We start from the raw sequence: 21,967 nt of genomic DNA on the forward strand, positions 1-21,967 counted from the left end.
TCTCTGTTCTGGGACGAGCCAGCGACCTGCGCGGACCTCATGTCCACCGTCGCTCCGCAATGCAGTCATCACGTTAACGGGTGATCGGACAACTTTCAAGGCGGCGGATCGGGGTGTGATGTTGTCGAACCGTGACCGGGCGTGGTTGACAGGTCGTGGACGTATCGACGATCCTGGCTTGGTTATCAGACAACCGGGCAAGCAGAGTGAATGGTTGCCCTTGGTCGAGGAGGACCCATGGAACATCCCGTCAAACTGTCGGACCGGGCGCGCGTGCTCGATGCGAGGTCGGCGCTCAGTAGGCGGTCCGTTCTGCAGGCTTCTGGAGTTCTGGGAGCCTCAGGTCTTCTTGCTGCGTGCGGGCCAGGCGGGGCGGAGCCGGCGCCCGGCGGAACGTCGTCGGGTGGCGCAAGCGGAGGAACGGTGAGGGTCTGGACGGTGCCCGAGGGGCCGACGGATGAGGAGTTTCAGCGCGCACAGTTCGACAAGTTCATGGAAGCGAACCCCGATATCACGGTCGAGTTGCAGTTCTTTGCACCGGACTCCTACGCCAACGCCATGCAGCTCGCATTCACGGGTGGGGCGGAAGATGCTCCGGACGTGTTCCGCCAGTCTGGCGCGGGGCGGCTCTTGCTGCGAGACCTGCATCAGCGCGGCTGGATCCAACCGCTGGACGAGTTCCTGACCGACGACTTCACGTCCCGATTCCCCGACTGGGTGTACGACTCTCAGCGGAGCCCGCTGTACGTTGACGGCGCAGCGTATGGGGTACCGCGGCCCGACCCTCAGGTCCAAGCGCTCAACCCTCTCTTCTACAACGTGGACGTCCTTGATCGCTTCGGTTTCAGCGAACCGCCGTCGACGTGGTCTGAGATGCGCGAGATGGCTGAGGTCATCACCACTGATGGCAACCGCGAGGTGTATGGCACCAGTGGCTTCGGGTTCCTGATCATGCAGCGATTTGCAGGGACGCATCCGTACGGCGGTGACAATGAGGTCCCGATCGATCTGCGCACCGGCGAGCCGATGGCGTCCGATGGCTCGTTCGTTGATCTCGTGGAGTTCGGTCAGTCCATGCAGCGCGACGAGATCTTCTCTCCCGGTTGGGAGGCGTGGGGCGGACGGGACGCCATCCAACAGATGGCGGCGGGGCGGCTCGGCTTCTACATGTTCCCGATTCATCATGCCTACGAGATCCGCAAGGTGAACCCAGACATCAATCTCGCTCTGGCAGCCCCGCCGATGCCTGACTCTGGTCAGGTCGGTACCCTGCGACCGCGCAATGAGAATCTCGGGTTCTGGTTCATGAGTTCCGAGGCGCGCTCTGCCGAGGCTGCGTGGCGAGTCCTTGACTTCTTCGGCTCGGTTGAGTTCCAACGAGCTGCCTTTGAGGCGGAGAAGCAGATCTCGGTCATCCCCGAGGTCTACGAAGGAATTGAGGTCGACCAGGACACTCAACGGCTTCGCGAACTGGCAGATGAGCTCGTCCGGACTCAGCCAGATCCATTCCAGGTCGATCCCGCCGCTGGCGAGTTCTACAACGCTGTTGTGGAGGATGGGCCGCGTCCAACCGTTCGGGAGCGATTCAACGATTCGCTCAAGGATGCTTCGATCGACTTTGCGTCGTTCGCCGAGGAGTACGACGCGCAGGTCGATACGGTTCTCGAGGACGTGCTGGGGCGCGGGATCATCGACAGCATGGACCCGTTCATGTTTCCAGGCTGGGACCCACTCGAGGACTACATCGGTTGATCCGGCAATTGATCGGGCAACCAGGTAACATCGCGACATGACGTTCCAACCCGTAGCACCTGCCCAGAGCCGGTCGCAGCAGATCATGGCCCAGATCGAGTCCCAGATTCGCTCGGGTGCGATCAAGGTCGGGGAGAAGCTCGCCACTGAGAAGGAGCTCTCCGAGCAGTTCGGGGTGAGCCGCAGCGTGGTGCGTGAGGCCATCAAGTTGCTTGAGGCGATGGGCCTGGTGGTCTCCCGGCAGGGGAGCGGCAGCTACGTCCGCAACGACACCGGAACGGCCGTGTCCCGGTTGCTCTCGCTATCGGTCTCCCCGAACGACCGTGGGGTCCAGGACCTGTTCGAGTTCCGCGAGGGTCTGGAGCTGCTCTCGGCACGCTGGGCAGCCGAGCGCCGCCAGTCCGAGGACCTGGATGAGATCCGTGGCCGCCTGGAGGAGAACCGCACGGCAGCGCAGGGGCACGACGCCGAGGGCTTCACGGTCAGCGACTGGCAGTTCCACTCCCGCATCGCTGAGGCGACCGGCAACCAGTACCTCACCGTGGTCCTCAGTGCCGTCCGGGAGATGCAGCACGACGTCGTGGCCATGATGAGCTCGGACATCGGCTCGATGGAACGGGCGATCGGTGAGCACGAACGCATTGTCGACGCACTCGAACGCGGTGACGCCGCCGAGGCCGAGGAAGCCGCGCGCGCCCACATCGCCTCCACTCGCAAGAACATCGAGGAGATGCTGCACCGGGCGAAGTGAGCTCCGCCGTCGGGGCGGCATGGCGCACCTGTCCTGTCAGGGGCCGCAGTTACCGTAGGGCCATGGTCACCCCGACGGCGCAGCGACAGTCATCCCGGAGAGTTCGGGTACTCGCGGTGCTCGCCTCCACCTCGCTCATGCTCGCCGCTTGCTCGGACTCCGACCCCGAGCCCGAGGAGCCGGCCACCCCGCACGTCGACGCCGCCGAGGCGCTCGCGGCTGCGTTGGAGGAAGGTGACCTCACCTCCGCACCACTCGCCGAGGAGGATGCGACCACGGCCGCCGAGGAGTACGAGCAAGTGCTCGGCGACCTGACGCCGTTGGTGCCACACAGCGTGGAGGTCACCTGGTTCTCCACTCCCTACGAAGAGGACGACGGATCCATGGCGGCCGACGCCGCTCTCACCTGGACGTGGGACGTGCCCGGTACCGATCAGGACTGGAGCTACCCTTCCTCCATTCACCTCGTCTCCACTGACGACGGTCCCTACATCGCCGACTGGCAGCGCTCGCTCCTCGCCCCCGACCTGGGGGAGGACGGCGTGCTCGCCGTCGAGCAGTCCGAGGCGCCACGCGGTGAGGTGCTCGGCCGGGACGGCGAGGTGCTCGTCACCGCCACCGAGGTGTACCGGATCGGGATTGACAAGATCCACATCGAGTCCGACACCTGGGAAGACCAGGCGATTGCCCTGGCCGAGGCGCTCGAGTTCGACGATCCACAGGCCTATGCCGACCGGGTGCTCTCCGCCGGGGAGCGCGCGTTCGTGGTGGCGGTCGTCGCACCGCAAGACGCTCCCGTGGTGGAGGACGTGCGCGGCATCGACGGGGTCAACCTCGTCAGCGACGAACGGCAGATGGGGCCGACCGAGTACTTTGCCTACTCCATCCTCGGGCGCGTGGGCCCGGCTACGGCCGAGATCATCGAAGCCTCCGACGGCGCGATCGCCGAGGGGGACCAGGTGGGCCTGGCAGGATTGCAGCTCGCCTATGACGAACAGCTGCGCGGGTTCGGCGGCCTGACGATCTCGGTCACGTCGGGGGAGGAGTCCACCGAGGTCTACACCTCCGACGCGGTCGAGGGTGAGCCGTTGCGCACGACCATGGACCGGGAGTTGCAGGAGCGGGCCGAGCAGATCGTGGACGGGCTCGATGTGCCCGCCGGGCTCGTGGCGATCGAGCCGTCGACCGGCAATCTCCTCGCCGCCTCATCCAGTGCCGCCAGCAACGGCTGGTCGACGGCCACGCTCGGGCAGTACGCGCCGGGCTCCACGTTCAAGGTCGTCACCCTCCTGGCTCTCCTGCGCGCCGGCATGAGCCTCGATGACACCGTCTCCTGCACCGAGACCCTCACCGTGAATGGCCGCGAGTTCGACAACTACCCCGGCTACCCGGAGTCCTCGATCGGCAATATCACCCTCGAGCAGGCGATCGCGCAGTCCTGCAACACGGCGCTGATGTCCGAACGTGGCCAGATCACTGCCGCCGATCTCGCCGACGCCGCCACCAGCCTCGGGCTCGGGCGCGGCGAACTCGGTGGCCTCGGCTACCCCGTGTGGCTCGGCTCGGTCCCCACTGAGGCCGAGGGCACCCTCCACGCGGCCGACCTCATCGGCCAGGGGCAGGTGCTGGCCTCACCGCTGGCCATGGCCACCGTGGCCGCCTCGATCAGCACCGGCCACGCCGTCACCCCGGTCCTGGTCGACACCGAGGAGTTCCGCGAGACCGCCCAGGCCGAGCAGGACGTGCCCACGCCGCTCACCGAGACCGAGGCGACTCTGCTGCGGCAGGCGATGCGCGCCGTCGTGACAGAAGGAACGGCGAGCCAGGCGCTCGCGGACGTGACCGACAACGGCGACCTCATCGCCAAGACCGGCACCGCCGAGTACGACGGCGGCACGCACGCCTGGATGATCGCCGTGCAGGACGACCTGGCGGTCGCGGTGTTCCTGGAGGAAGGCTCCGACGGCGCAGGTGCGGCTGGGCCGCTGATGGCGCAGTTCCTCGGCGGCGGGTGATGCGCGGCGGACCGCCTGGCACTTCAGGTGTCGCGATGGGTTGGGCTATGGCGATCTGCCGGCCGACGCCGACCCTCTGATCGCAGGGCCACGACCCAGTCTCGTTCCGAAGGGTTCCACGTGGACTCGGCATGGATCCCGTCGAGCACCGGGTCGACGAAAGCAGCAACGGCAGCAACGGTCTCGGAGAGTCTTACCGGCAGATTCGCACCCGCCTCACCGAGCCCCTTGACATAGGCGACATATGCCGAGGCGCGCAGTTCCCCGAACCCCTCAGTAGCCTGCGCCAGCGGGATCAACGTGGTGCCCCGGAATCCTGCGGTCGCCAGGAGTGCGTCGCGCAGCGATCCGCACTGCAAGGACTGCGTACCGGTCAGGAGGTAGATGTCGACGAAATCACGCACGCGAGTGCTCGCTCTCCCCAGCTCGATCGCGGTGACGAGCTTTTCCGCAAGCACCGTTTCGATCGGGTAGCCCAGGATGCGAATCGGAGGGGCATCAGGTCGCAACGCTGGCAGCTCGACTGTTCGTGGGGCTGGGGTGACCGGGTCGCCGAAGTTGATGTCCAGACGCAGCATGACCCGCGCGGTTGCAAGTTGTGCTGTCATTGTCACCCGTACGCCGGAGTACAGCGCGTCATCTCGGATCACCGCAGTGGTGACGGTCTCGCGCATGAACTCCACACCGTCGTCTGGGTCTTCGATCGCTGCGATCTCGGCAACACGGCGGGCCACGGTCTCCTGGTCAGAGGCCATATTGCGCGCAAGCGCGTCAGCGTCGACTGTTGGACGGCGGGTGCCGAAGGAGGCCAGCAGCATCCCACCCTTCAAGATGAAGTCCTCGGCGTGGGGTGAGCGTGACATGCGCGACAGCCACCGTTCCACGACGTACATCGTGAGCAGTTCCTGCGTGCCACGCTTCTGACGGCGGGCCTGGTTCTGCAAATCGAGGTACGCGCGCCCTGCGGCGCTGGCTCGTGTTGGCCGGCTCATCGTGCGCTCGCGACATCGAGCGCAGCCCGCGTCGGACCGAATGTCCCCAGCGCCTCCGCGTACTCGAGGAGCAGCACGGGCCTCGAGCCCGGTGCTGCCAGGTATCGGTGAAGCGCGGCGTGGGCGATCGGCTCGCCCAGACGTTTCCGAAATCGCATGAGATCCACCACGGTCCTCGCCGCGTCGTAGATGCGCACGGGCTCTCCGGGCCCTGCCTCGAACGAGGTCAGCCCGAGCTCAAAGGTGGCCTCATCGAAGCGGAACACTGCCACCGGTGGGTACGTGATCACCGGCGTATGCGTTCGTCTGGGCACGGCGATCTGTACCGACGGCGGCATTTCGTCGGTCAGGTCATGGATCACTGCCGCCGAGACGCAGCACAGGATGGCGCGAGGTGAGCGGTGCGACACGGCGATCATGTCGGGGTACGACGCCGGGGGCGCGTCTGCTCGGCGGAAGACGCCGCGTGAGAGTTCGATGATCCGCCCGTCGTCTCGCCATGCATACAGGTCCCGCGGATGCACTCCGTGCGCTCGCGAGAGCTTGGCCGTGAACGTTGGCGGAAGCGACTTGTCTAGCTCCTTCATGGATATGATCCTTACATAGATCGTTCGACTATGTGCGACTTTTATCCATGCCTAGCTACGCTGCCGCGCCGGAGCATTTCGGGTGTCATCTCCCAGATCTGCTCGGATGTGCTCGAGGCTCGCGAGGCAGGTCGGCTCCTGTGTTCCGCGACCGTGGTGGTTCCATCCGTCTACAGATGGTGTTGACCTGTCAGCAGTTGGCGGGTGCGTCGGCCGTCGATCGTCCGCGTGCGTCACCGATATCCTGGTCTTGTGCCGAGACCCACTGCGACGCCAGAGTCGCTCGCCTGAGCGAATACCTCGACCTGCGCCGCGATGAGATCGGCGTTGCGCTCCCTACTGAGGCTGACCGATGTGATGCCCGGGCATGGGAGACCCAGTATTGAGGTATGGGTCCGGTGCCGACATCTTCGCCGACTATCCGGCCGTCATGCCCGAGGACATCGACGCGGCCCTTGGATACACGCTCCGTGTCGCCGACCGAGACGGGCGATCGCCTCAGATGCCAGATCGGTAGAGCGACTGAGCGCTCGGAGGCCCGCGGGTGCGACGTCAGCTGTTGTCGCCCGTCCGCAGCACGTCGCTGAGCCGGTTCGCGGCCGCCATCACGGCGTTCGCGTGCAGCCGCCCCGGCTGGCGGGTCATGCGCTCGATCGGCCCGGAGACCGACACTGCAGCGATCACCCGGCCGGATGGGCCACGCACCGGTGCCGAGACCGACGCCACACCGACCTCGCGCTCACTGACGCTCTGCGCCCAGCCGCGCCGGCGCACACCGGAGAGAATCGTGGCGGTGAACTTCGCGCCATGCAGTCCGCGGTGCAACCGGTCCGGTTCCTCCCAGGCGAGCAGTACCTGCGCGGCCGAACCGGCGAGCATGGAGAGTGTGGCACCGACCGGGATCGAGTCGCGCAGGCCCATCTGCTTCTCGGCTGCGGCCACGCAGATGCGCTGGTCGCTCTGACGGCGGAACAGCTGGGCGCTCTCGCCCGTGTGGTCGCGTAGGGCGAGTAGCACCGAACCGGCGGCGGCGAGCAGCCGGTCCTCACCGGCGGCAGAAGCGAGCTCAGCCAGGCGAGGGCCCAGCACGAAGCGCCCCTGCATATCGCGGGCAACGAATCGGTGGTGCTCGAGTGCCACCGCAAGCCGGTGCGCCGTGGGGCGTGCAAGGTGGGTCGCGGCGACCAGCTGTGCCAGCGTCGCCGGGCCGGCCTCAAGGGCTCCCAGGACGATCGCGGCTTTGTCGAGGACGCCGACTCCGCTAGAGTTGTCCATAGGTCGATACTGCCATCTCACACCGTGAGACTGCAAGTCTTGAGATCCGACCCAGGCAGAAGGGGTCCCACCACCCACCGGGACCCACGAACGAAGAAGGTGACACGCATGGCCGGAACGCTGGCAGAGAAGGTGTGGCAGGACCACGTGGTCCGCAAGGGGAGCGACGGCGCTCCTGACTTGCTCTACATCGATCTTCACCTCGTGCACGAGGTGACCAGTCCCCAGGCGTTCGAGGGGCTCCGCCTCGCCGGCCGAAAGGTGCGCCGTCCCGACCTGACGCTCGCCACCGAGGACCACAACACGCCGACGCTCGACATCGACCTGCCGATCGCGGACCTGACCAGCCGCACGCAGATCGACACCCTGCGCAAGAACGCCGAGGAGTTCGGCGTGCGCATCCACTCCCTGGGAGACGCCGACCAGGGCATCGTGCACCAGGTCGGTCCCCAGCTCGGCCTGACGATGCCCGGCCTGACGGTCGTCTGCGGTGACTCCCACACCTCCACCCACGGCGCCTTCGGTGCGCTGGCCTTCGGTATCGGCACCTCCGAGGTGGAGCACGTGCTCGCCACCCAGACACTGCCCCTGGCCCCGTTCAAGACCATGGCGATCACCGTCAACGGCGACCTGCCCCCGGGCGCGACGTCGAAGGACATCATCCTGGCGATCATCGCCAAGATCGGCACCGGCGGCGGTCAGGGCTACGTGCTCGAGTACCGCGGCGAAGCCATCCGCAAGCTCTCGATGGAAGCGCGGATGACTGTCTGCAACATGTCCATCGAGGCAGGCGCCCGGGCGGGCATGATCGCCCCGGACGAGACCACCTTCGACTACCTCAAGGGCCGTCCGCACGCCCCCGAGGGAGCCGACTGGGACGAGGCCGTCGAGTACTGGAAGACGCTGCGCAGCGACGACGACGCGGTCTTCGACACCGAGGTGGTCCTCGAGGCCGACGACCTCGAGCCCTTCGTCACCTGGGGCACCAACCCTGGCCAGGGCCTGCCGCTCAGTGCCAACGTGCCGGTCCCGGAGGAGATCGCTGACGAGAACGAGCGCGTCGCCGCCGAGCGGGCAGTGGAGTACATGGGCCTGGTGCCAGGCGCCCCGCTGCGGGACATCGCCGTCGACACGGTCTTCATCGGCTCCTGCACGAACGGCCGGATCGAGGACCTGCGCTCGGTGGCGAAGGTGCTCAAGGGCCGGAAGAAGGCCGACAACGTCCGCGTGCTTGTGGTTCCGGCCTCCGCCCGCGTGCGACTGCAGGCTGAGGCCGAGGGCCTCGACGAGATCTTCCTGGACTTCGGTGCCGAGTGGCGCAACGCCGGGTGCTCGATGTGCCTGGGCATGAACCCCGACCAGCTCGCCCCGGGGGAGCGGTCCGCGTCCACGTCCAACCGCAACTTCGAGGGCCGGCAGGGCAAGGGCGGGCGCACTCACCTGGTCTCGCCCCTGGTCGCCGCCGCGACCGCCATCCGCGGCACGCTCTCGTCGCTCGCCGACCTGGACCTACCGGAGGACGTCGACCTCACATCCTTCGACGGCACCCCGCTGGCCCCGCTCGACCCGCGCGTGCCGCTGCAGGTCTGAGCCCCGACTCGTCAGGAGAAGAACCATGGAGAAGTTCGCCACTCACACCGGCGTCGGGGTTCCGCTGCGTCGCAGCAACGTCGACACCGACCAGATCATCCCCGCCGTCTACCTCAAGCGCGTCACCCGCACCGGCTTCGAGGACGCCCTGTTCGCTGCCTGGCGCGGCGATCCGGAGTTCGTGCTCAACCAGGAGGCCTACTCCTCCGGCTCGGTGCTGGTGGCGGGTCCCGACTTCGGCACCGGCTCCTCCCGTGAGCATGCCGTCTGGGCGCTGAAGGACTACGGCTTCAAGGCCGTCCTCGCCTCCCGGTTCGCGGACATTTTCCGCGGCAACTCCGGTAAGCAGGGGCTGCTCGCCGCCCAGCTCGCCCAGGACGACATCGAGCAGATCTGGAAGGTGCTCGAGACCGAGCCCGGCACGGAGATCACGGTCGACCTGGAGAACCGGACTGTCACCTGCGGTTCGGTCGTGGCGCCGTTCCAGGTGGATGAGTACACCCGCTGGCGGCTCATGGAGGGCCTCGACGACATCGGCCTGACGCTGAACCACGAAGAGGAGATCACCTCCTTCGAGGCGACCCGCGGCTCCTGGCGTCCGAAGGCGCTGCCGGCCAAGCACCTGCCGAGCGTCGAGATCGAGGCGGCCCGCCCGAGCGTCTGACGTACCCTTGTCTGGCCCGTCCCACCGGTCGGGCGCTAGGTCGGGGGATGACGACGAGGACGGTTGCATGAGTCATCTGCAGGTGCACGGCGGGACCCCGCTGCAGGGCGAGATCACGGTTCGCGGAGCGAAGAACTTCGTCTCCAAGGCCATGGTCGCGGCGCTGCTGGGCGAGGACACGAGCGAGCTGCGCAATGTGCCCGAGATCCGCGACGTCAACGTGGTCGCGGGACTGCTCCGGCTCCACGGCGTCCAGGTCGAACGTGACGTACCGGGCGGTGTGGTCCGTCTGGACCCGCGCAACGTCGAAATCGCCCACAAGGCGGACATTGACACCCACGCCGGCGCGAGCCGCATCCCGATCCTCTTGTGCGGCCCGCTGCTGCACCGCCTCGGAGAGGCCTTCATCCCCGACCTCGGCGGTTGCCGTATCGGTGACCGCCCCATCGACTACCACCTGGAGATCCTGCGCCAGTTCGGCGCCCAGGTGGACAAGCTCGACACCGGCATCCTCATCACCGCCCCCCGCGGCCTGCATGGCACCAAGGTCGACCTGCCCTACCCCAGCGTCGGAGCCACCGAGCAGCTGCTGCTCACGGCCGTCCGGGCTGCCGGCGTGACCGAACTGCGTAACGCCGCGATCGAGCCGGAGATCATGGACCTGATCGCGGTGCTGCAGCGCATGGGCGCCATCATCTCCGTCGACACCGACCGGGTGATCCGGGTGGAGGGTGTGCCACGCCTCGGGGGTTTCACCCACGCCGCGCTCCCGGACCGGATCGAGGCCGCGTCCTGGGCCTCGGCCGCACTCGCCACACGGGGTGACGTCTACGTACGGGGCGCCCGGCAGCCCGACATGATGACCTTCCTGAACACGTTCCGGAAGGTCGGCGGTGAGTTCGACATCGACGACGACGGCATCCGCTTCCGTCATCCCGGCACCGAACTGGCCTCGATCGTGCTCGAGACCGATGTCCACCCCGGCTTCATGACCGACTGGCAGCAGCCGCTCGTCGTTGCCCTGACCCAGGCCACGGGTCTGTCGATCGTGCACGAGACCGTCTACGAGAACCGGTTCGGTTTCACCGAGGCACTGCGCCAGATGGGCGCCACGATCCAGGTCTACCGGGAGTGCCTGGGCGGCTTGGAGTGCCGCTTCGGGCAGCGCAACTTCTTCCACTCCGCCGTCGTCTCTGGCCCGGCGCCGCTGCGCGCTGCCGATATCGAGGTGCCGGACCTGCGTGGCGGCTTCTCCCACCTGATCGCCGCACTGGCGGCCGAGGGCACCTCCCAGGTGCGTGGGATCGAGCTCATCAACCGCGGGTATGAGAACTTCACCGGCAAGCTCGAGGCGCTCGGCGCGACGTTCGAGACAGTCTGAGAGCCCGCCTGGGCGGATCCTGAGGCGAATTGCCAGGTTGCTCCCAGCGGGCTCTCAGGTTCGCCTCGCACAGTGGAGGAGTCGGGCAGCCCCGACCGGCCGGAATCCGAGATCCGGACGTAGTAGCCCCGGTGCCAGTCTCCCGCCGGGGCAGGCGCTGGTGCGTACCTCTCCCGCGCGCCGCGTCACCGGGAGCCGGGCCTTCGGGCCCGGCTCCCTCCATCACGACAGCCCCCGCTCCCATGACATTCGTCATCGCCCTTCTATGCGCAGCTACCCGTCGAGCGTGAGCTCCGGCACTGGTGCCCGGAGGGCTGTGGGCCGAGGCTGGACTGCATGATGACCTCGTTGCGGCCCGGTACCGTGAGCCCGATGCGAGCAGCGTGGTGGAGCGGGTGGAGCGATCCGGAACGGTTCGAGGTCTACAACCGGTGGTCGCTGTACGTCCTGCTGGTGTTCGGTCCCTTCTTCGGCTTGGTGGTGGTCACCACCGAGTTCGCGGATCTTGCCGCGTGGTACATCCCGGTCCTGGTCGGCGGCTTCCTCCTCCAGGCTGGTCTCGCCGAGATCGTCCTGGCACGTGCGGTCGATCAGTACCTGGGTCGCCGTCCACGCCCGGTTCGCCTCATCGTGACCCTGATCGCGACGACAGTGGCGCTGCTGACCGTGGTTGCCATGGCGCTGTACGCCCTCCCGTGGCCGGTCGATCCGCCTGAGGGCACCAGGATCCCGGGCTGGCTCCTGCTGATGCCGCTGCTGGTGCTCGGGGCGGCGGTCGCACCCGTGGTCCGGCCCCGGACTCTCGTCCTGCTGGCACTGCCGATCCTGGTGGGCGTCGCCGCCATCCAGGTCGATGCGACCGGTGACCCGCGCGCCGGTGTGCCATTCGTCATCGCATCGACGACGATCTTCGTCGGTATCACGCTGTCGTTCCGCGTCGCTGCCTGGATGATCGGCGTCGTCTGGGACCTCGACCGCCGCCGGGAGGTCGACGCGCGCCTTGCGGTGGCCGAGGAGCGGTTGCGCTTCTCGCGCGACCTGCACGACATCTTCGGACGCACCCTGGCCACCGTCGCGGTCACCAGCGAGCTGGCTGCCGAACTGGCACGGCGAGGTGATCCTCGGGGTGCGGAGAAGATGCTCGAGGTACGCCAGATCTCCCAGGATGCACTCCGGGAGGTGAGGGCCGTCGTCGACGGCTACCGGCGGGCTGACCTGCCCACTGAGCTCGCCGGCGCTCGGGACATCCTGCAGTCGGCGGGTGTGCGGGTGACGGTCTCCGGTGAACGGGAGCAGGTGGGAGACCAGGCAGCCGAAGCGCTCGCCTGGGTGGTGCGCGAGGCCGTCACGAATGTGGTCCGGCACGCCGATGCACGCACCGCCGTGATCACCCTTGAGGCCGGCGACGGCGCAGCCAGCGTCGAGATCGTCAACGACGGTGTCCGCCCGCTCGCCCAGGCGCGTCAGGGTTCGGGTCTACACGGCCTGGCCGAACGGCTCGCCACCGTGGGTGGCAGGATCGACTTCGGAGCGACCGACGACGGGGGCTTCCGGATCCGGGCCGAAGTGCCCGACGACGGCGAGAGAGCCACCACAGCTGAGCAGGAGGAGTCACGGCGATGACCGACCGGACCAACGACGCGGGCACGGCCTCGCCCATCCGAGTGCTTCTCGCCGATGACGAGAACCTCATCCGGGACGCCGTCGCCTCGCTGCTCGACCTGGAGGACGACATCGCAGTGATCGGCCAGGCCGCGAGCGGCACGGAAGCGGTGGCCGTGGCGCGCAGACTGTCCCCGGACGTGGCCGTTCTGGACCTGCAGATGCCCGGACTGGACGGTATCGAGGCTGCTCAGCAGATCCTCGCCGAGGTGCCGCGGTGTGCGTGCGTGATCGTCACCAGTCACGGCAGGCCCGGCTATCTGAAGAAGGCGCTCGAGGCGGGAGTGCGCGGATTCCTGCCCAAGACTGTCTCGGCGAAGGTGCTCGCGGACGTGCTCCGCCAGGTGGTCGCGGGCGGGCGTTACGTCGATCCCGAGCTCGCAGCCGAGGCGATCTCCGCCGGTGCGAGCCCGCTCACCGCGCGGGAGGCCGATGTGCTCGAACTGGCAGCGGACGGGGCGCCGGTGGAGGAGATCGCGTCGCGTGCGTCGCTCAGTCCCGGCACGGTGCGCAACTACCTGTCTGCTGCGGCCACCAAACTCGGTGCCGCGAACCGGCACGAGGCTGTGCGCACGGCCCGCGCGCGAGGGTGGATCTGATGGGGGAGGATCGCAGCGAGGACAGGGCGCCGGTGCCGCGTGCGTACCGCGTTGCTGCCGGGATTGCGCGCCCGCTCGTCCGGGCCATGACCCGCCCGCACTGGATCGGGATCGAGAACCTGCCCGAGGGCCCGTTCCTGGCCGTGGCCAACCATGTCTCCACCGTCGACCCGCTGACGGCACTGCACTTCTTCGTCGGGCAGGGCCACTTCCCGGTCGCGTTGGCCAAGTCGCCGCTGTTCGAGGCACGCGGACTCGGCTGGTTACTGCGCGCCTGCGGTTTCGTGCCGGTCTACCGGGACACGGGAGAGGCCTCCGAGTCCGTGACGGTGGCTGCGCAGCGGCTCCAGTCGGGGACGAGCGTGCTGATCTTCCCCGAAGGCACCCTCACCCGCGATCCGGACCTGTGGCCGATGGCGGCCCGCACCGGTGCGGCACGGCTGGCGCTGGAGACCGGGGTGCCGGTGGTCCCGGTGGCGCAGTGGGGTGCACATGAACTCATGCCTCCGCCCACGTACCGGCTGCACCCCTGGCGACGTCCCCGTATCACGGTGCGCGCGGGGCAGCCGTTGGATCTTGGGGAATTTCGTGACCGGGAGATCGACGCGGACGTGCTGCGCGAGGTGAGTGGGCTGATCATGGCCGAGATCACCACCCTGCTGGCCACGATCCGACCGGGCACGCCGCCGGCTGAACCCTTGATGTGGCGGCCGGAGCCGGGGCAGGGGTACCGGCGCTGATTCTTGACCAGACTAGACCAGACCAGAATAATGTCGCTATGGCAACCGTGAGTGTGTACGAGGCGAAGTCGCAGCTCTCGCGACTGATCGCGGACGCCGAGCGCGGCGAGGAGACGATCGTGACGCGGCACGGGCGCCCCGTCGCGCGGCTGGTGCCCTTCGCTGTGCGTCGCGCCCCCCGTGTCCCGGGCCGATGGCGGGGCCGTGTCGACATCGCTGACGACTTCGACGACTTCAGCGTCGCAGACGAGCACGACTGGTACGGCGCGTGACGAGGGTCCTCGCAGACACCCATGTGCTCCTGTGGTGGCTCGCCGACGACCCGTCCTTACGCCGGCATCATCGCGAACTGATTGCCGATCCGGGCGTCGGGGTGTGGTTCTCGGCCGTCAGTATTGCCGAGATCGTGATCAAGCAGTCGCTGGGCAAACTGTCAGCGCCCGACGGGGTGCGCGAGGTGCTGATCGAGGAAGGATTCACCGCACTACCCCTGGTACCGGAGCATGCAGCAGCCCTGGCGACATTGCCGTGGCATCATCGCGACCCCTTTGACCGGATGCTGATCGCGCAGGCGCAGGTCGAGAGCATGACGATCGCGACCGTCGATCGCCACTTCTCCGGCTACGAGGTCCTCCTCGCCTGAGTGTGCGATCTCTTAGTCCTCGGTGTGCTGGACGTCGATGACCACTCGCGTGGGGTCGGTCAACGAGAACACCCGGAACGGAGCGTCACCGTCATCCACACCGACGACGACCTGCGTGTAGCCCTCGAACGTGCCACCGACGTCGACCTCCTCGATCGCCTCACCATCGACGCCGAGCACGGCGGGGGAGAAGTAGTCGTCGGTCTTCTCCGGATACCGGGTGCCCTCCACGGTCACCTGGATCGTGGCGTCACCGTCGACCTCGATCGGTAGCCCGCTGCCGTCCTGCACCGGATCCTCGACGTACTCTCCGACCCAGCCCGGGGTCCCGGATCCGGTGAACTCCAGCACCACTCTGTCGTAGCCCTCGTGCCGGCCGGTGCGTGCCTCCACCAGCAGCAGGTCGATGTCCCCGGCCGCCTCCTGGGTGTCACGTGAGGTGTCCGCCGGGAACGGTGCAGCGCCCCCGGAGGGTTCGTCCTGCGACCCGTCGTCAGTCTCGTCAGTGTCGTCTGCGCCGTCAGTTCCGTCAGTGCCATCACTGTCATCGGTCGGCTCGTCCGTGGCCGACTCGCCGGTGGTGGGATCGGGTGCACCACCGTACGGGCCGCCACCGCCGCCGTCGGAATCGCCGTTACACCCGGCCAGTGCGAGCGCGGCCGCCGCCAGGGCCGCCGCGGGGGCGTATCGGAACCGTCTGCGTTGCATATTCGGCACCTCCCTCGGCGAGAAAAGACCTCTACTCAGCGTACTGCGCTGCGACAGCCAACGCCTGGTCGAGATCGGCGATCAGATCGGCCACGTCCTCGATCCCCACCGACAGTCGCAACAGGTCCTCCGGCACCGTGGGCGCCTCCGCAGCGAACCGGCGCCGGCGCTCCAGCGACGACTCCACACCGCCCAGGCTGGTGGCCGGCAGCCACAGTCGCAGCGCCCGCGTCAGCGCTTCGGCGCCCTCCACCCCACCAACCGGGCGCAGCGTCAGGATCGACCCGAACCCAGACATCTGCGCGGCGGCGCGCTCGTGCTGCGGGTGGTCAGGCAGGCCCGGGTAGCTGACCGCCGCCACCAGCGGGTGGGTGCGCAGATGCTCGGCCAGCGCCGCCGCGTTCTGCTGGGAGCGCTGCACCCGCAGTGCGAGTGTGCGCATCCCGCGAAGCGCCAGCCACGCCTCCCACGGTCCGGCCACGGCACCGCCGATGCTGCGGCGGACGCGCAGCCGCTCATGCAGCCCCTCGTCGTCGGTCAGCGCGGCCCCGAGGATCACATCGGAGTGCCCGGCCAGGTACTTGGTCACCGAGTGCACCACCACATCCGCCCCGAGTGTGAGCGGGCGCTGCCCGAGTGGGGTCGCGAAGGTGTTGTCCGCGATCACCAGGCCGCCGGCCGCGTGGGTCACCTCCGCCAGCGCCGGCAGGTCCGCCACCTCCAGCATGGGGTTGGTGGGTGATTCCACCCAGAGCACCGGCTCGTGCCCGCGGGCGGCGGACTCTCGCACGGCCGCGGTCACCTGATCGGTGTCGGCGATGTCCACCTCGCTCACGCGCACCTGCGAGCGCTCGGCCAGGTGCCGGGCGGCCACCAGCGAGGCGTGGTAACTGTGCCGGGGGATGATCACCTCACCCCCGGCCGGCACCAGGTCCAGGGCCGCCGAGATCGCGCCCATCCCGGAGCCGAAGACGAGCCCGGGCCGGGTCGATCCCTCCAGCGTGCCCAGCGCCTCCTCCAGCGGCAGCCACGTCTCGGTGCCCAGCCGCGCGTACACGAGGTCGCCGCCGTCGGGGGAGCCGGTGGAGAAGTAGGTGGAGGAGAGCACCACCGGCGGGTTCACCGGCGCCTGCTCCTCGCGGGCCGGGCGGCCCGCAGCCACCGTGAGCGTGTCGGGACGAAGCGTGGGGTCATGCTGATCGGTCACGGTGAGCCAGACTACGCACTGCCCGCTGCAGGTGCGTTCTGGCGAGGTCGGTGACCGGAGTGTGGGCCGCCGTCGGGCGCCCTCGTTGCCGTACGCTCGGCGGTGATGAGCGAACGTACCCGTGTGGCGATCCTGTTCGGCGGCCGCAGCGACGAGCACTCGGTCAGCTGTGCGACTGCCGCCGGTGTGCTCGTAGCGATCGACCGCGACCGCTACGAGGTGGTGCCGATCGGCATCGCCCGCACCGGCGAGTGGGTGATGGCCGCCGACGATCCGGCCAGATGGCAGATCACCGGCACCACACCCCCGCAGGTGGACGCCGCCGATGCAGCGCAGGTGCTGCTGCCGATGGGGGATGCCTCCCGGGAGGTGGTCAGCTACCACCCCGGCGCCGTCCCGGCCGTCCTCGGGCAGGTGGATGTGGTGCTCCCGCTGCTGCACGGGCCCTTCGGCGAGGACGGCACCCTGCAGGGGATGCTCGAGCTCGCGGGGATGCCCTACGTCGGCTCCGGGGTGCTGGCCTCGGCCGTCGGGATGGACAAGCACTACATGAAGATCGTGCTGGCCGGGGAGGGCTTGCCGGTCGGGCCGTACACGGTGATCACCGACCGTCAGTGGCGCACCGCTCGTGAGGACGCCCTCGCCGCCGTGGCCGCGCTCGGGTGGCCCGTCTTCGTCAAGCCGTGCCGGGCGGGCTCGAGTATCGGCATCTCCAAGGTGGACCGCCCTGAGGATCTGGCTGACGCCGTCGAGGTCGCTCGCGCGCACGACCCGAAGGTGATCGTGGAGGCCGCGATCGTCGGCCGTGAGATCGAGTGTGCCGTGCTGGAAGGACGCCAGGACGCGCCCCCGCGCACCACACTGCCCGGGGAGATCGTCGTCACCGACACCGGCCACGGGTTCTACGACTATCAGGCCAAGTACTTCGACGCCGACGGCGTCACCCTCGCCTGGCCCGCGGACCTGCCGGAGGAGACCACGGCCGAGGTGCGGGCCCTGGCCGCGCAGACCTTCGAGGCGCTCAGTTGTGAGGGGCTGGCCCGGGTGGACTTCTTCGTCACCGAGACCGGGGTGCTCGTCAACGAACTGAACACCATGCCCGGTTTCACGCCGTTCTCGATGTATCCGATGATGTGGGAACGCTCCGGCCTGGCCTATCGCGACCTGATCACCGAGCTGATCGAGCTGGCGCGGGAGCGACGCACCGGCCTGCGGTAAGTGGCGGCGTCCTCAGACGTCGTCGAGGGCGAGACACGCCCGCTCGGCGCCGATGATGTCCACAACCTCTCCCAGATCGACCAACAGGGTGGTCGGGTCGGCGTCCGAGGCGTTCCCGGCATGGAAGACCGGCACCGTCAGCTCGATCGCCGGCACCCGCCCGTAGGTCGTGAACTGCCAGCCACCCTCGACGTCTCCGAGCTCGGTGACCACCCAGTCCACCGATGTACCGTTCGCCGCCTCGGCCGTGATGCACCGGTCGGTGGTCGGCCCGGGCGGCTGCACCCCGCAGCGGAGCGTGATGGCCGGATCCTCACCCCACGCGGCACTCGCTTGCGAGGTGGTCGAGCGCCGCTCTGCGCCCGCGAGCTCGTCCGGCAGCGCCCGCAGCACCTCCGCGCACACCGGAGCGCTCGCGGTCGGGCCCGGATCCACCTCCACAGCCGATTGGCATCCAACAAGAACCCCGACGGCGGCCATCGCCATGGTCAGGACTCCCGCCCTGACAGACGGGGCAGTAGGGCCGAGGAGGGGGCGTGTGGTGGCAGGCACGTTCACCACCGTAATCGCTGCGCGTGACTGGGTAGGCTCAGCGAGTGCATCAGGTCGAGCGGGTCCAGGACCTCACCGAGGACGAACTGCTGGAGCGGGTGGTGCCGCTGCTGCCGGCCAGCGCTGCCCGGGTACTCGGGCCGGGTGATGATGCGGCCGTGGTGGCGGCCCCGGACGGGCGGTTCGTCGTCACCACGGACGTGCTGGTGGAGGACCGGCACTTCCGGCGCGCCTGGGGGAGCGGTGCGGACGTCGGCTGGCGCGCCGTCATGCAAAACCTCGCCGATGTGGCTGCCATGGGGGCACGCCCGACGGCGATCGTCACCTCCCTGGTGCTGCCGGGTGACCTGGAGGTCGCCTGGGTGGAGGATTTCGCCCACGGGATGGCGCAGGCGTGCCGTCTCCACGCCGTCGGGGCCGAGGGCGGGGATCTCTCCGGCGGACCGGTGGTGATGGTGTCCGTGACGGCGCACGGAGACCTGGAGGGTCGCGCACCGGCGCTCAGGGACGGTGCGCGGCCCGAAGCCCGGATCTGTCACGCCGGCCGCCTGGGGTGGTCCGCCGCCGGACTGGCGGTGCTGGAGGGCGGGTTCAGCGCATCGGATGACCACCTCGAGGCGGAGGCGAGGGACGCCGTCGGGAGATTCCTGCGGCCGCGCCCGCCGGTGCGGGCCGGGCTGCGAGCGGCAGAGGCGGGCGTGGAGGCCATGATGGACGTCAGCGACGGACTGCTGCGGGACGCGGGGCGCATGGCGCGGGCCAGCGGCGTGGTGCTCGACCTGAGCTCACAGGCGATCGCCGCGGATGTGGCAGCGCTGGAGGCGCTCGCACGCGCCTACGGGCAGGACGCCCTCACGTGGGTGCTCACCGGTGGGGAGGACCATGGCCTGCTGGCCGTGGTGGAGGGTGAGGTACCGGAGGGATTCCGGCAGATCGGGACGGTGAGAGCGGGCGAACCCGGAGTGACGGTCGACGGCGGGCCACCGTCGGTGCTGGGCTCGGGCTGGGATCACTTCTCCGGCCGGTGAGACGCGATCGGCCGACACGGCCTCGTTCGGGATGTGACAACGCTCACACTCGGCGTATCGTGAAGTATGCGTATCTCAGAGGTGATCCGTCGTAAGGGCTCGTCGGTCGTGACCGTCTCCCCGCAGGCCAGCGTGGCCGATCTGCTCGCCGTGCTCGACGACCACAACATCGGTGCCGTGGTCGTCTCCGAGGATGACGGCCAGAGCGTGGCCGGCATCGTCACCGAGCGGGACGTCGTCAGACACCTGCACACACGCGGTGCCGAGGTGCTCGGCGTGGCTGTGGGTGAGGTGATGACCGCGGAGGTGTACACCTGCGTACCCGAGGACGAGCTGGAGGTGCTGGGCCGGGTGATGACCGAGCGACGCATCCGGCACCTGCCGGTGGTCGTGGACGGCAAGCTGGAGGCCATCGTCTCCATCGGCGACATCGTGAAGAACCGGCTGGATGAACTGCAGTCGGAGCGTGACTCGTTGGTGGACTACGTCTCACACTGACAACGCGCAGGGCATGTCGAGGATCCGTCGCGCGCTCCGACGTTCATGATGAGAGCCGAGGTCATGGGTGCCCGGCCCGATTCGAGGAGCACGAGATGAAGTACCTGATCCTGATCCACTCCAACCCGCGGCCCTGGGGTCACCCGACCGGCGACTACCTGCCCGAGTTCCAGGACCAGCCGGCAGAGGTCCGCGAGCGTTTGAACGCTGAGTTCGAGGAGGTACTCACCGAACTGCAGAACCGCGGTGAGCTGATCACCGGGGAGGCGCTGGGCGACCCGACGTCGTCGCGCCTGTTCCGTTGGCAGGACGGAGAGCGACTGGTCACGGACGGCCCGTACGCGGAAGGCAAGGAGCACCTGGCCGGGTTCTTCCTGATCGATGTGGAGTCCCATGCCCGGGCCGAGGAGGTCACCCACCGCTTCTCCGGACCGGGCGAGACCACCGAACTGCGCCCGGTGATGAGCTGACAGCTGCCTCCGCTGTGGACGAATGGGAGGACGTGTGGCGTCGGCAGACGCCGCACGTCCTCGCGGCGCTGGTGCGGCGGCACGGTCGGTTCGCGGACTGTGAGGACGCTGTGCAGGAGGCGATGTTCGCGGCGAGTGTGCAGTGGCCGCGCGAGGGTGCGCCGCGCGATCCCCGCGGTTGGCTGGTACGGGTCGCGAGCCGCCGGCTCATCGACCAGGTGCGCAGCGAGGCGAGTCGCTGGGCACGGGAGGAGCGTCTGGCCCAGTTGCGTGAGACAGGTCCGGCGCGCAGCACCGACGATGACCCGCTGCACCTGATGATCCTGTGCTGTCATCCCGCTCTGACGAAGGCGTCCCAGGTGGCACTGATGCTGCGAGCGGTGGGTGGACTGACCACGTCGGAGGTCGCGGCCGGGTTCCTGGTGCCGGAGTCCACCATGGCGCAACGGATCAGCCGCGCCAAGGCGACCCTGACGCGTCATGGTGCCACCTTCCCCGCACCCGCACCGCAGGAGGAGGCGACCCGGATGGCGGCAGTGCGGCACGCCGTCGCCTTGCTCTACACCGAGGCCCACACCCGCAGCAGCGGCCCAGTGATCACCGACGCCGCGCTCACCGGCGAAGCGCTCCGGCTCGCCCGGGAGCTGGTGAGAGCACGCCCGGCCGACCCTGAGAACCTCGGACTGCTTGCGCTGCTCCTGCTCACCCAGGCACGGGCAGCGAGCCGCACCGATGGCGGTGAGATCGTCCCGCTGGAGCAACAGGATCGTACTCGCTGGGACGTGGGGCGGATCGCCGAGGGGGTGGCGTTGATCGAAGCGGCGCTACCGGTCGGGCCGGTCGGGGAGTTCCAGCTCCAGGCGGCGATCGCCGCCGTGCACGCCGAGGCGCGCACCTGGCCAGATACCGACTGGACACAGATCGCTGAGCTGTACCGGCTCCTGGATGCCGTCGCGCCGAGCCTCTCGGTGACCTTGGGGCGGTCCGCCGCTCTCGCCCGGGTACACGGGCCGGACGCCGGGCTCGCGACGCTTGACCCGCTTGCGAGCAGGCATGCCCGCAGCCATCGCCTGCAGGCGGTGCGCGGGCACCTGCTCGCTGAGGCCGGCCGCCGCGAAGAAGCGGTGGCCGCGCTGACCGAGGCCGCGCGGCTGACCCGCAGCATCCCCGAGCAGCGCTACCTGAACAGGGTGGTCGCGAACCTCGCGGTGCCGGGGCCCTGACGTCGAAAATCCCCCGCCAACCCGGTCAACGACCAGATCGACGAGGGATCTCGGGAAGCGTGTGCCTCAGACGGCGCGGGTGACCTTCCCAGCCTTGAGGCAGGAGGTGCACACGTTGAGGCGCTTCGGGGTGCCACCGACGACGGTGCGCACCTTCTGGATGTTCGGGTTCCAGCGCCGCTTGGTCCGGCGGTGGGAGTGCGAGATGCTGTGGCCGAAGCTCGGGGCCTTGGCGCAGACGTCACACGTAGCAGCCACGGTGTGTCTCCTCTAGGTCAGTGCTCGCCACAGGGTGAAGCGGCAGTCTGTGATTGAACAGATCGGGGCCCGGCCCTCGCCACGGGGGCGGGCCGGAACGCGTGCCCGGGGCGGGCAACCGCTCAAGAGTACTGTATCGGCGGCTCGGTGCTCA

The 21,967-nt window shown here is 68.6% G+C and carries 23 protein-coding genes; 16 read left to right on the forward strand and 7 right to left on the reverse strand.

The features are described 5' to 3' along the window. Nucleotides 1-423 precede the first annotated feature (423 nt). From FV560_RS12925 to FV560_RS12935, 3 genes are all read left to right on the forward strand, one after another. A complete protein-coding gene (locus FV560_RS12925) occupies nucleotides 424-1,752 on the forward strand; it encodes an ABC transporter substrate-binding protein (protein ID WP_159621967.1) in 1,329 nt (442 codons plus the stop codon). 37 nt (nucleotides 1,753-1,789) lie between these two features. Next, a complete protein-coding gene (locus FV560_RS12930; protein WP_159621968.1) occupies nucleotides 1,790-2,503 on the forward strand; it encodes a FadR/GntR family transcriptional regulator in 714 nt (237 codons plus the stop codon). Between the two features lie 62 nt (nucleotides 2,504-2,565). Then, complete coding sequence (locus FV560_RS12935; protein ID WP_159621969.1) at nucleotides 2,566-4,518, forward strand: penicillin-binding transpeptidase domain-containing protein; 1,953 nt, start codon at nucleotides 2,566-2,568, stop codon at nucleotides 4,516-4,518. Between the two features lie 23 nt (nucleotides 4,519-4,541). On the opposite strand, the gene FV560_RS12940 is transcribed toward FV560_RS12935, so the two are convergent. From FV560_RS12940 to FV560_RS12950, 3 genes are all read right to left on the reverse strand, one after another. Continuing rightward, nucleotides 4,542-5,510, reverse strand: coding sequence for a nucleotidyl transferase AbiEii/AbiGii toxin family protein (locus tag FV560_RS12940; RefSeq protein WP_159621970.1), 969 nt, complete (start codon nucleotides 5,508-5,510; stop codon nucleotides 4,542-4,544). After that, a complete protein-coding gene (locus tag FV560_RS12945; protein ID WP_159621971.1) occupies nucleotides 5,507-6,097 on the reverse strand; it encodes a type IV toxin-antitoxin system AbiEi family antitoxin domain-containing protein in 591 nt (196 codons plus the stop codon). The genes FV560_RS12940 and FV560_RS12945 overlap by 4 nt, the downstream gene beginning before the upstream one ends. Nucleotides 6,098-6,649: 552 nt before the next feature. Beyond that, entirely contained in the window at nucleotides 6,650-7,372 is a 723-nt protein-coding gene (locus tag FV560_RS12950; protein WP_159621972.1) for an IclR family transcriptional regulator, read from the reverse strand. Nucleotides 7,373-7,480: 108 nt separating this feature from the next. On the opposite strand from FV560_RS12950, the gene leuC reads away from it, so the two are divergent. The 8 genes from leuC (at nucleotide 7,481) to FV560_RS12990 (ending at nucleotide 14,651) form a co-directional block, all read left to right on the forward strand. Next, nucleotides 7,481-8,962 (forward strand): 3-isopropylmalate dehydratase large subunit, encoded by a 1,482-nt coding sequence (leuC, locus tag FV560_RS12955; RefSeq protein ID WP_159621973.1) that lies wholly within the window; start codon nucleotides 7,481-7,483, stop codon nucleotides 8,960-8,962. Between the two features lie 25 nt (nucleotides 8,963-8,987). Continuing rightward, nucleotides 8,988-9,626 carry a 3-isopropylmalate dehydratase small subunit gene (gene leuD / locus FV560_RS12960; protein ID WP_159621974.1) on the forward strand — a complete coding sequence of 213 codons (639 nt, stop codon included), beginning with the start codon at nucleotides 8,988-8,990 and terminating at the stop codon, nucleotides 9,624-9,626. A gap of 67 nt (nucleotides 9,627-9,693) precedes the next feature. After that, on the forward strand, nucleotides 9,694-11,007 hold the full coding sequence (murA, locus tag FV560_RS12965) for a UDP-N-acetylglucosamine 1-carboxyvinyltransferase (RefSeq protein WP_159621975.1): 1,314 nt from the start codon (nucleotides 9,694-9,696) through the stop codon (nucleotides 11,005-11,007). Nucleotides 11,008-11,379: 372 nt separating this feature from the next. Beyond that, the gene (locus FV560_RS12970) at nucleotides 11,380-12,630 is read left to right on the forward strand and encodes a sensor histidine kinase (RefSeq protein ID WP_159621976.1); all 1,251 of its coding nucleotides are present in this window, start codon (nucleotides 11,380-11,382) and stop codon (nucleotides 12,628-12,630) included. Further along, nucleotides 12,627-13,268, forward strand: coding sequence for a response regulator transcription factor (locus FV560_RS12975; RefSeq protein WP_159621977.1), 642 nt, complete (start codon nucleotides 12,627-12,629; stop codon nucleotides 13,266-13,268). The genes FV560_RS12970 and FV560_RS12975 overlap by 4 nt, the downstream gene beginning before the upstream one ends. Further along, entirely contained in the window at nucleotides 13,268-14,008 is a 741-nt protein-coding gene (locus tag FV560_RS12980; protein ID WP_159621978.1) for a lysophospholipid acyltransferase family protein, read from the forward strand. Before FV560_RS12975 ends, FV560_RS12980 begins: the two co-directional genes overlap by 1 nt. A gap of 38 nt (nucleotides 14,009-14,046) precedes the next feature. Then, nucleotides 14,047-14,280, forward strand: a complete 234-nt coding sequence (locus FV560_RS12985) for a type II toxin-antitoxin system Phd/YefM family antitoxin (protein ID WP_159621979.1) — start codon at nucleotides 14,047-14,049, stop codon at nucleotides 14,278-14,280. Then, a complete protein-coding gene (locus FV560_RS12990; RefSeq protein ID WP_159621980.1) occupies nucleotides 14,277-14,651 on the forward strand; it encodes a type II toxin-antitoxin system VapC family toxin in 375 nt (124 codons plus the stop codon). The genes FV560_RS12985 and FV560_RS12990 overlap by 4 nt, the downstream gene beginning before the upstream one ends. A gap of 12 nt (nucleotides 14,652-14,663) precedes the next feature. On the opposite strand, the gene FV560_RS12995 is transcribed toward FV560_RS12990, so the two are convergent. Both FV560_RS12995 and FV560_RS13000 read right to left on the reverse strand, forming a co-directional pair. After that, complete coding sequence (locus FV560_RS12995; protein WP_159621981.1) at nucleotides 14,664-15,359, reverse strand: AMIN-like domain-containing (lipo)protein; 696 nt, start codon at nucleotides 15,357-15,359, stop codon at nucleotides 14,664-14,666. A gap of 31 nt (nucleotides 15,360-15,390) precedes the next feature. Next, nucleotides 15,391-16,566 (reverse strand): trans-sulfuration enzyme family protein, encoded by a 1,176-nt coding sequence (locus tag FV560_RS13000; protein ID WP_159621982.1) that lies wholly within the window; start codon nucleotides 16,564-16,566, stop codon nucleotides 15,391-15,393. Between the two features lie 105 nt (nucleotides 16,567-16,671). Here FV560_RS13000 and FV560_RS13005 point away from each other — a divergent pair, with 105 nt between their 5' ends. Continuing rightward, a complete protein-coding gene (locus FV560_RS13005) occupies nucleotides 16,672-17,784 on the forward strand; it encodes a D-alanine--D-alanine ligase family protein (protein WP_159621983.1) in 1,113 nt (370 codons plus the stop codon). A 12-nt stretch (nucleotides 17,785-17,796) separates the two neighbouring features. On the opposite strand, the gene FV560_RS13010 is transcribed toward FV560_RS13005, so the two are convergent. Continuing rightward, the gene (locus FV560_RS13010; protein WP_235020114.1) at nucleotides 17,797-18,219 is read right to left on the reverse strand and encodes a DUF3515 family protein; all 423 of its coding nucleotides are present in this window, start codon (nucleotides 18,217-18,219) and stop codon (nucleotides 17,797-17,799) included. Nucleotides 18,220-18,380: 161 nt separating this feature from the next. Here FV560_RS13010 and FV560_RS13015 point away from each other — a divergent pair, with 161 nt between their 5' ends. The 4 genes from FV560_RS13015 (at nucleotide 18,381) to FV560_RS13030 (ending at nucleotide 21,555) form a co-directional block, all read left to right on the forward strand. Continuing rightward, nucleotides 18,381-19,364: a thiamine-phosphate kinase gene (locus FV560_RS13015; RefSeq protein WP_159621984.1), complete on the forward strand. Its 984-nt coding sequence runs from the start codon at nucleotides 18,381-18,383 to the stop codon at nucleotides 19,362-19,364. A 66-nt stretch (nucleotides 19,365-19,430) separates the two neighbouring features. Further along, a complete protein-coding gene (locus FV560_RS13020) occupies nucleotides 19,431-19,862 on the forward strand; it encodes a CBS domain-containing protein (RefSeq protein WP_159621985.1) in 432 nt (143 codons plus the stop codon). Nucleotides 19,863-19,957: 95 nt separating this feature from the next. After that, nucleotides 19,958-20,332, forward strand: coding sequence for a YciI family protein (locus FV560_RS13025; protein ID WP_159621986.1), 375 nt, complete (start codon nucleotides 19,958-19,960; stop codon nucleotides 20,330-20,332). Nucleotides 20,333-20,346: 14 nt separating this feature from the next. Further along, nucleotides 20,347-21,555 carry an RNA polymerase sigma factor gene (locus FV560_RS13030; protein ID WP_159621987.1) on the forward strand — a complete coding sequence of 403 codons (1,209 nt, stop codon included), beginning with the start codon at nucleotides 20,347-20,349 and terminating at the stop codon, nucleotides 21,553-21,555. 66 nt (nucleotides 21,556-21,621) lie between these two features. On the opposite strand, the gene rpmB is transcribed toward FV560_RS13030, so the two are convergent. Then, nucleotides 21,622-21,813: a 50S ribosomal protein L28 gene (gene rpmB, locus FV560_RS13035; protein WP_159621988.1), complete on the reverse strand. Its 192-nt coding sequence runs from the start codon at nucleotides 21,811-21,813 to the stop codon at nucleotides 21,622-21,624. Nucleotides 21,814-21,967: the final 154 nt, after the last annotated feature.

This window comes from Ruania rhizosphaerae (assembly GCF_009805705.1).
Classification (GTDB): Bacteria; Actinomycetota; Actinomycetes; order Actinomycetales; family Beutenbergiaceae; genus Ruania; species Ruania rhizosphaerae.

Coding starts and splice junctions, on each gene's coding strand:
- FV560_RS12930 (WP_159621968.1), top strand. CDS start 1,790: ATGACGTTCCAACCCGTAGCACCTGCCCAGAGCCGGTCGCAGCAGATC.
- FV560_RS12935 (WP_159621969.1), top strand. CDS start 2,566: ATGGTCACCCCGACGGCGCAGCGACAGTCATCCCGGAGAGTTCGGGTA.
- FV560_RS12940 (WP_159621970.1), bottom strand. CDS start 5,510: ATGAGCCGGCCAACACGAGCCAGCGCCGCAGGGCGCGCGTACCTCGAT.
- FV560_RS12945 (WP_159621971.1), bottom strand. CDS start 6,097: ATGAAGGAGCTAGACAAGTCGCTTCCGCCAACGTTCACGGCCAAGCTC.
- FV560_RS12950 (WP_159621972.1), bottom strand. CDS start 7,372: ATGGACAACTCTAGCGGAGTCGGCGTCCTCGACAAAGCCGCGATCGTC.
- leuC (WP_159621973.1), top strand. CDS start 7,481: ATGGCCGGAACGCTGGCAGAGAAGGTGTGGCAGGACCACGTGGTCCGC.
- leuD (WP_159621974.1), top strand. CDS start 8,988: ATGGAGAAGTTCGCCACTCACACCGGCGTCGGGGTTCCGCTGCGTCGC.
- murA (WP_159621975.1), top strand. CDS start 9,694: ATGAGTCATCTGCAGGTGCACGGCGGGACCCCGCTGCAGGGCGAGATC.
- FV560_RS12970 (WP_159621976.1), top strand. CDS start 11,380: ATGCGAGCAGCGTGGTGGAGCGGGTGGAGCGATCCGGAACGGTTCGAG.
- FV560_RS12975 (WP_159621977.1), top strand. CDS start 12,627: ATGACCGACCGGACCAACGACGCGGGCACGGCCTCGCCCATCCGAGTG.
- FV560_RS12980 (WP_159621978.1), top strand. CDS start 13,268: ATGGGGGAGGATCGCAGCGAGGACAGGGCGCCGGTGCCGCGTGCGTAC.
- FV560_RS12985 (WP_159621979.1), top strand. CDS start 14,047: ATGGCAACCGTGAGTGTGTACGAGGCGAAGTCGCAGCTCTCGCGACTG.
- FV560_RS12995 (WP_159621981.1), bottom strand. CDS start 15,359: ATGCAACGCAGACGGTTCCGATACGCCCCCGCGGCGGCCCTGGCGGCG.
- FV560_RS13005 (WP_159621983.1), top strand. CDS start 16,672: ATGAGCGAACGTACCCGTGTGGCGATCCTGTTCGGCGGCCGCAGCGAC.
- FV560_RS13020 (WP_159621985.1), top strand. CDS start 19,431: ATGCGTATCTCAGAGGTGATCCGTCGTAAGGGCTCGTCGGTCGTGACC.
- FV560_RS13025 (WP_159621986.1), top strand. CDS start 19,958: ATGAAGTACCTGATCCTGATCCACTCCAACCCGCGGCCCTGGGGTCAC.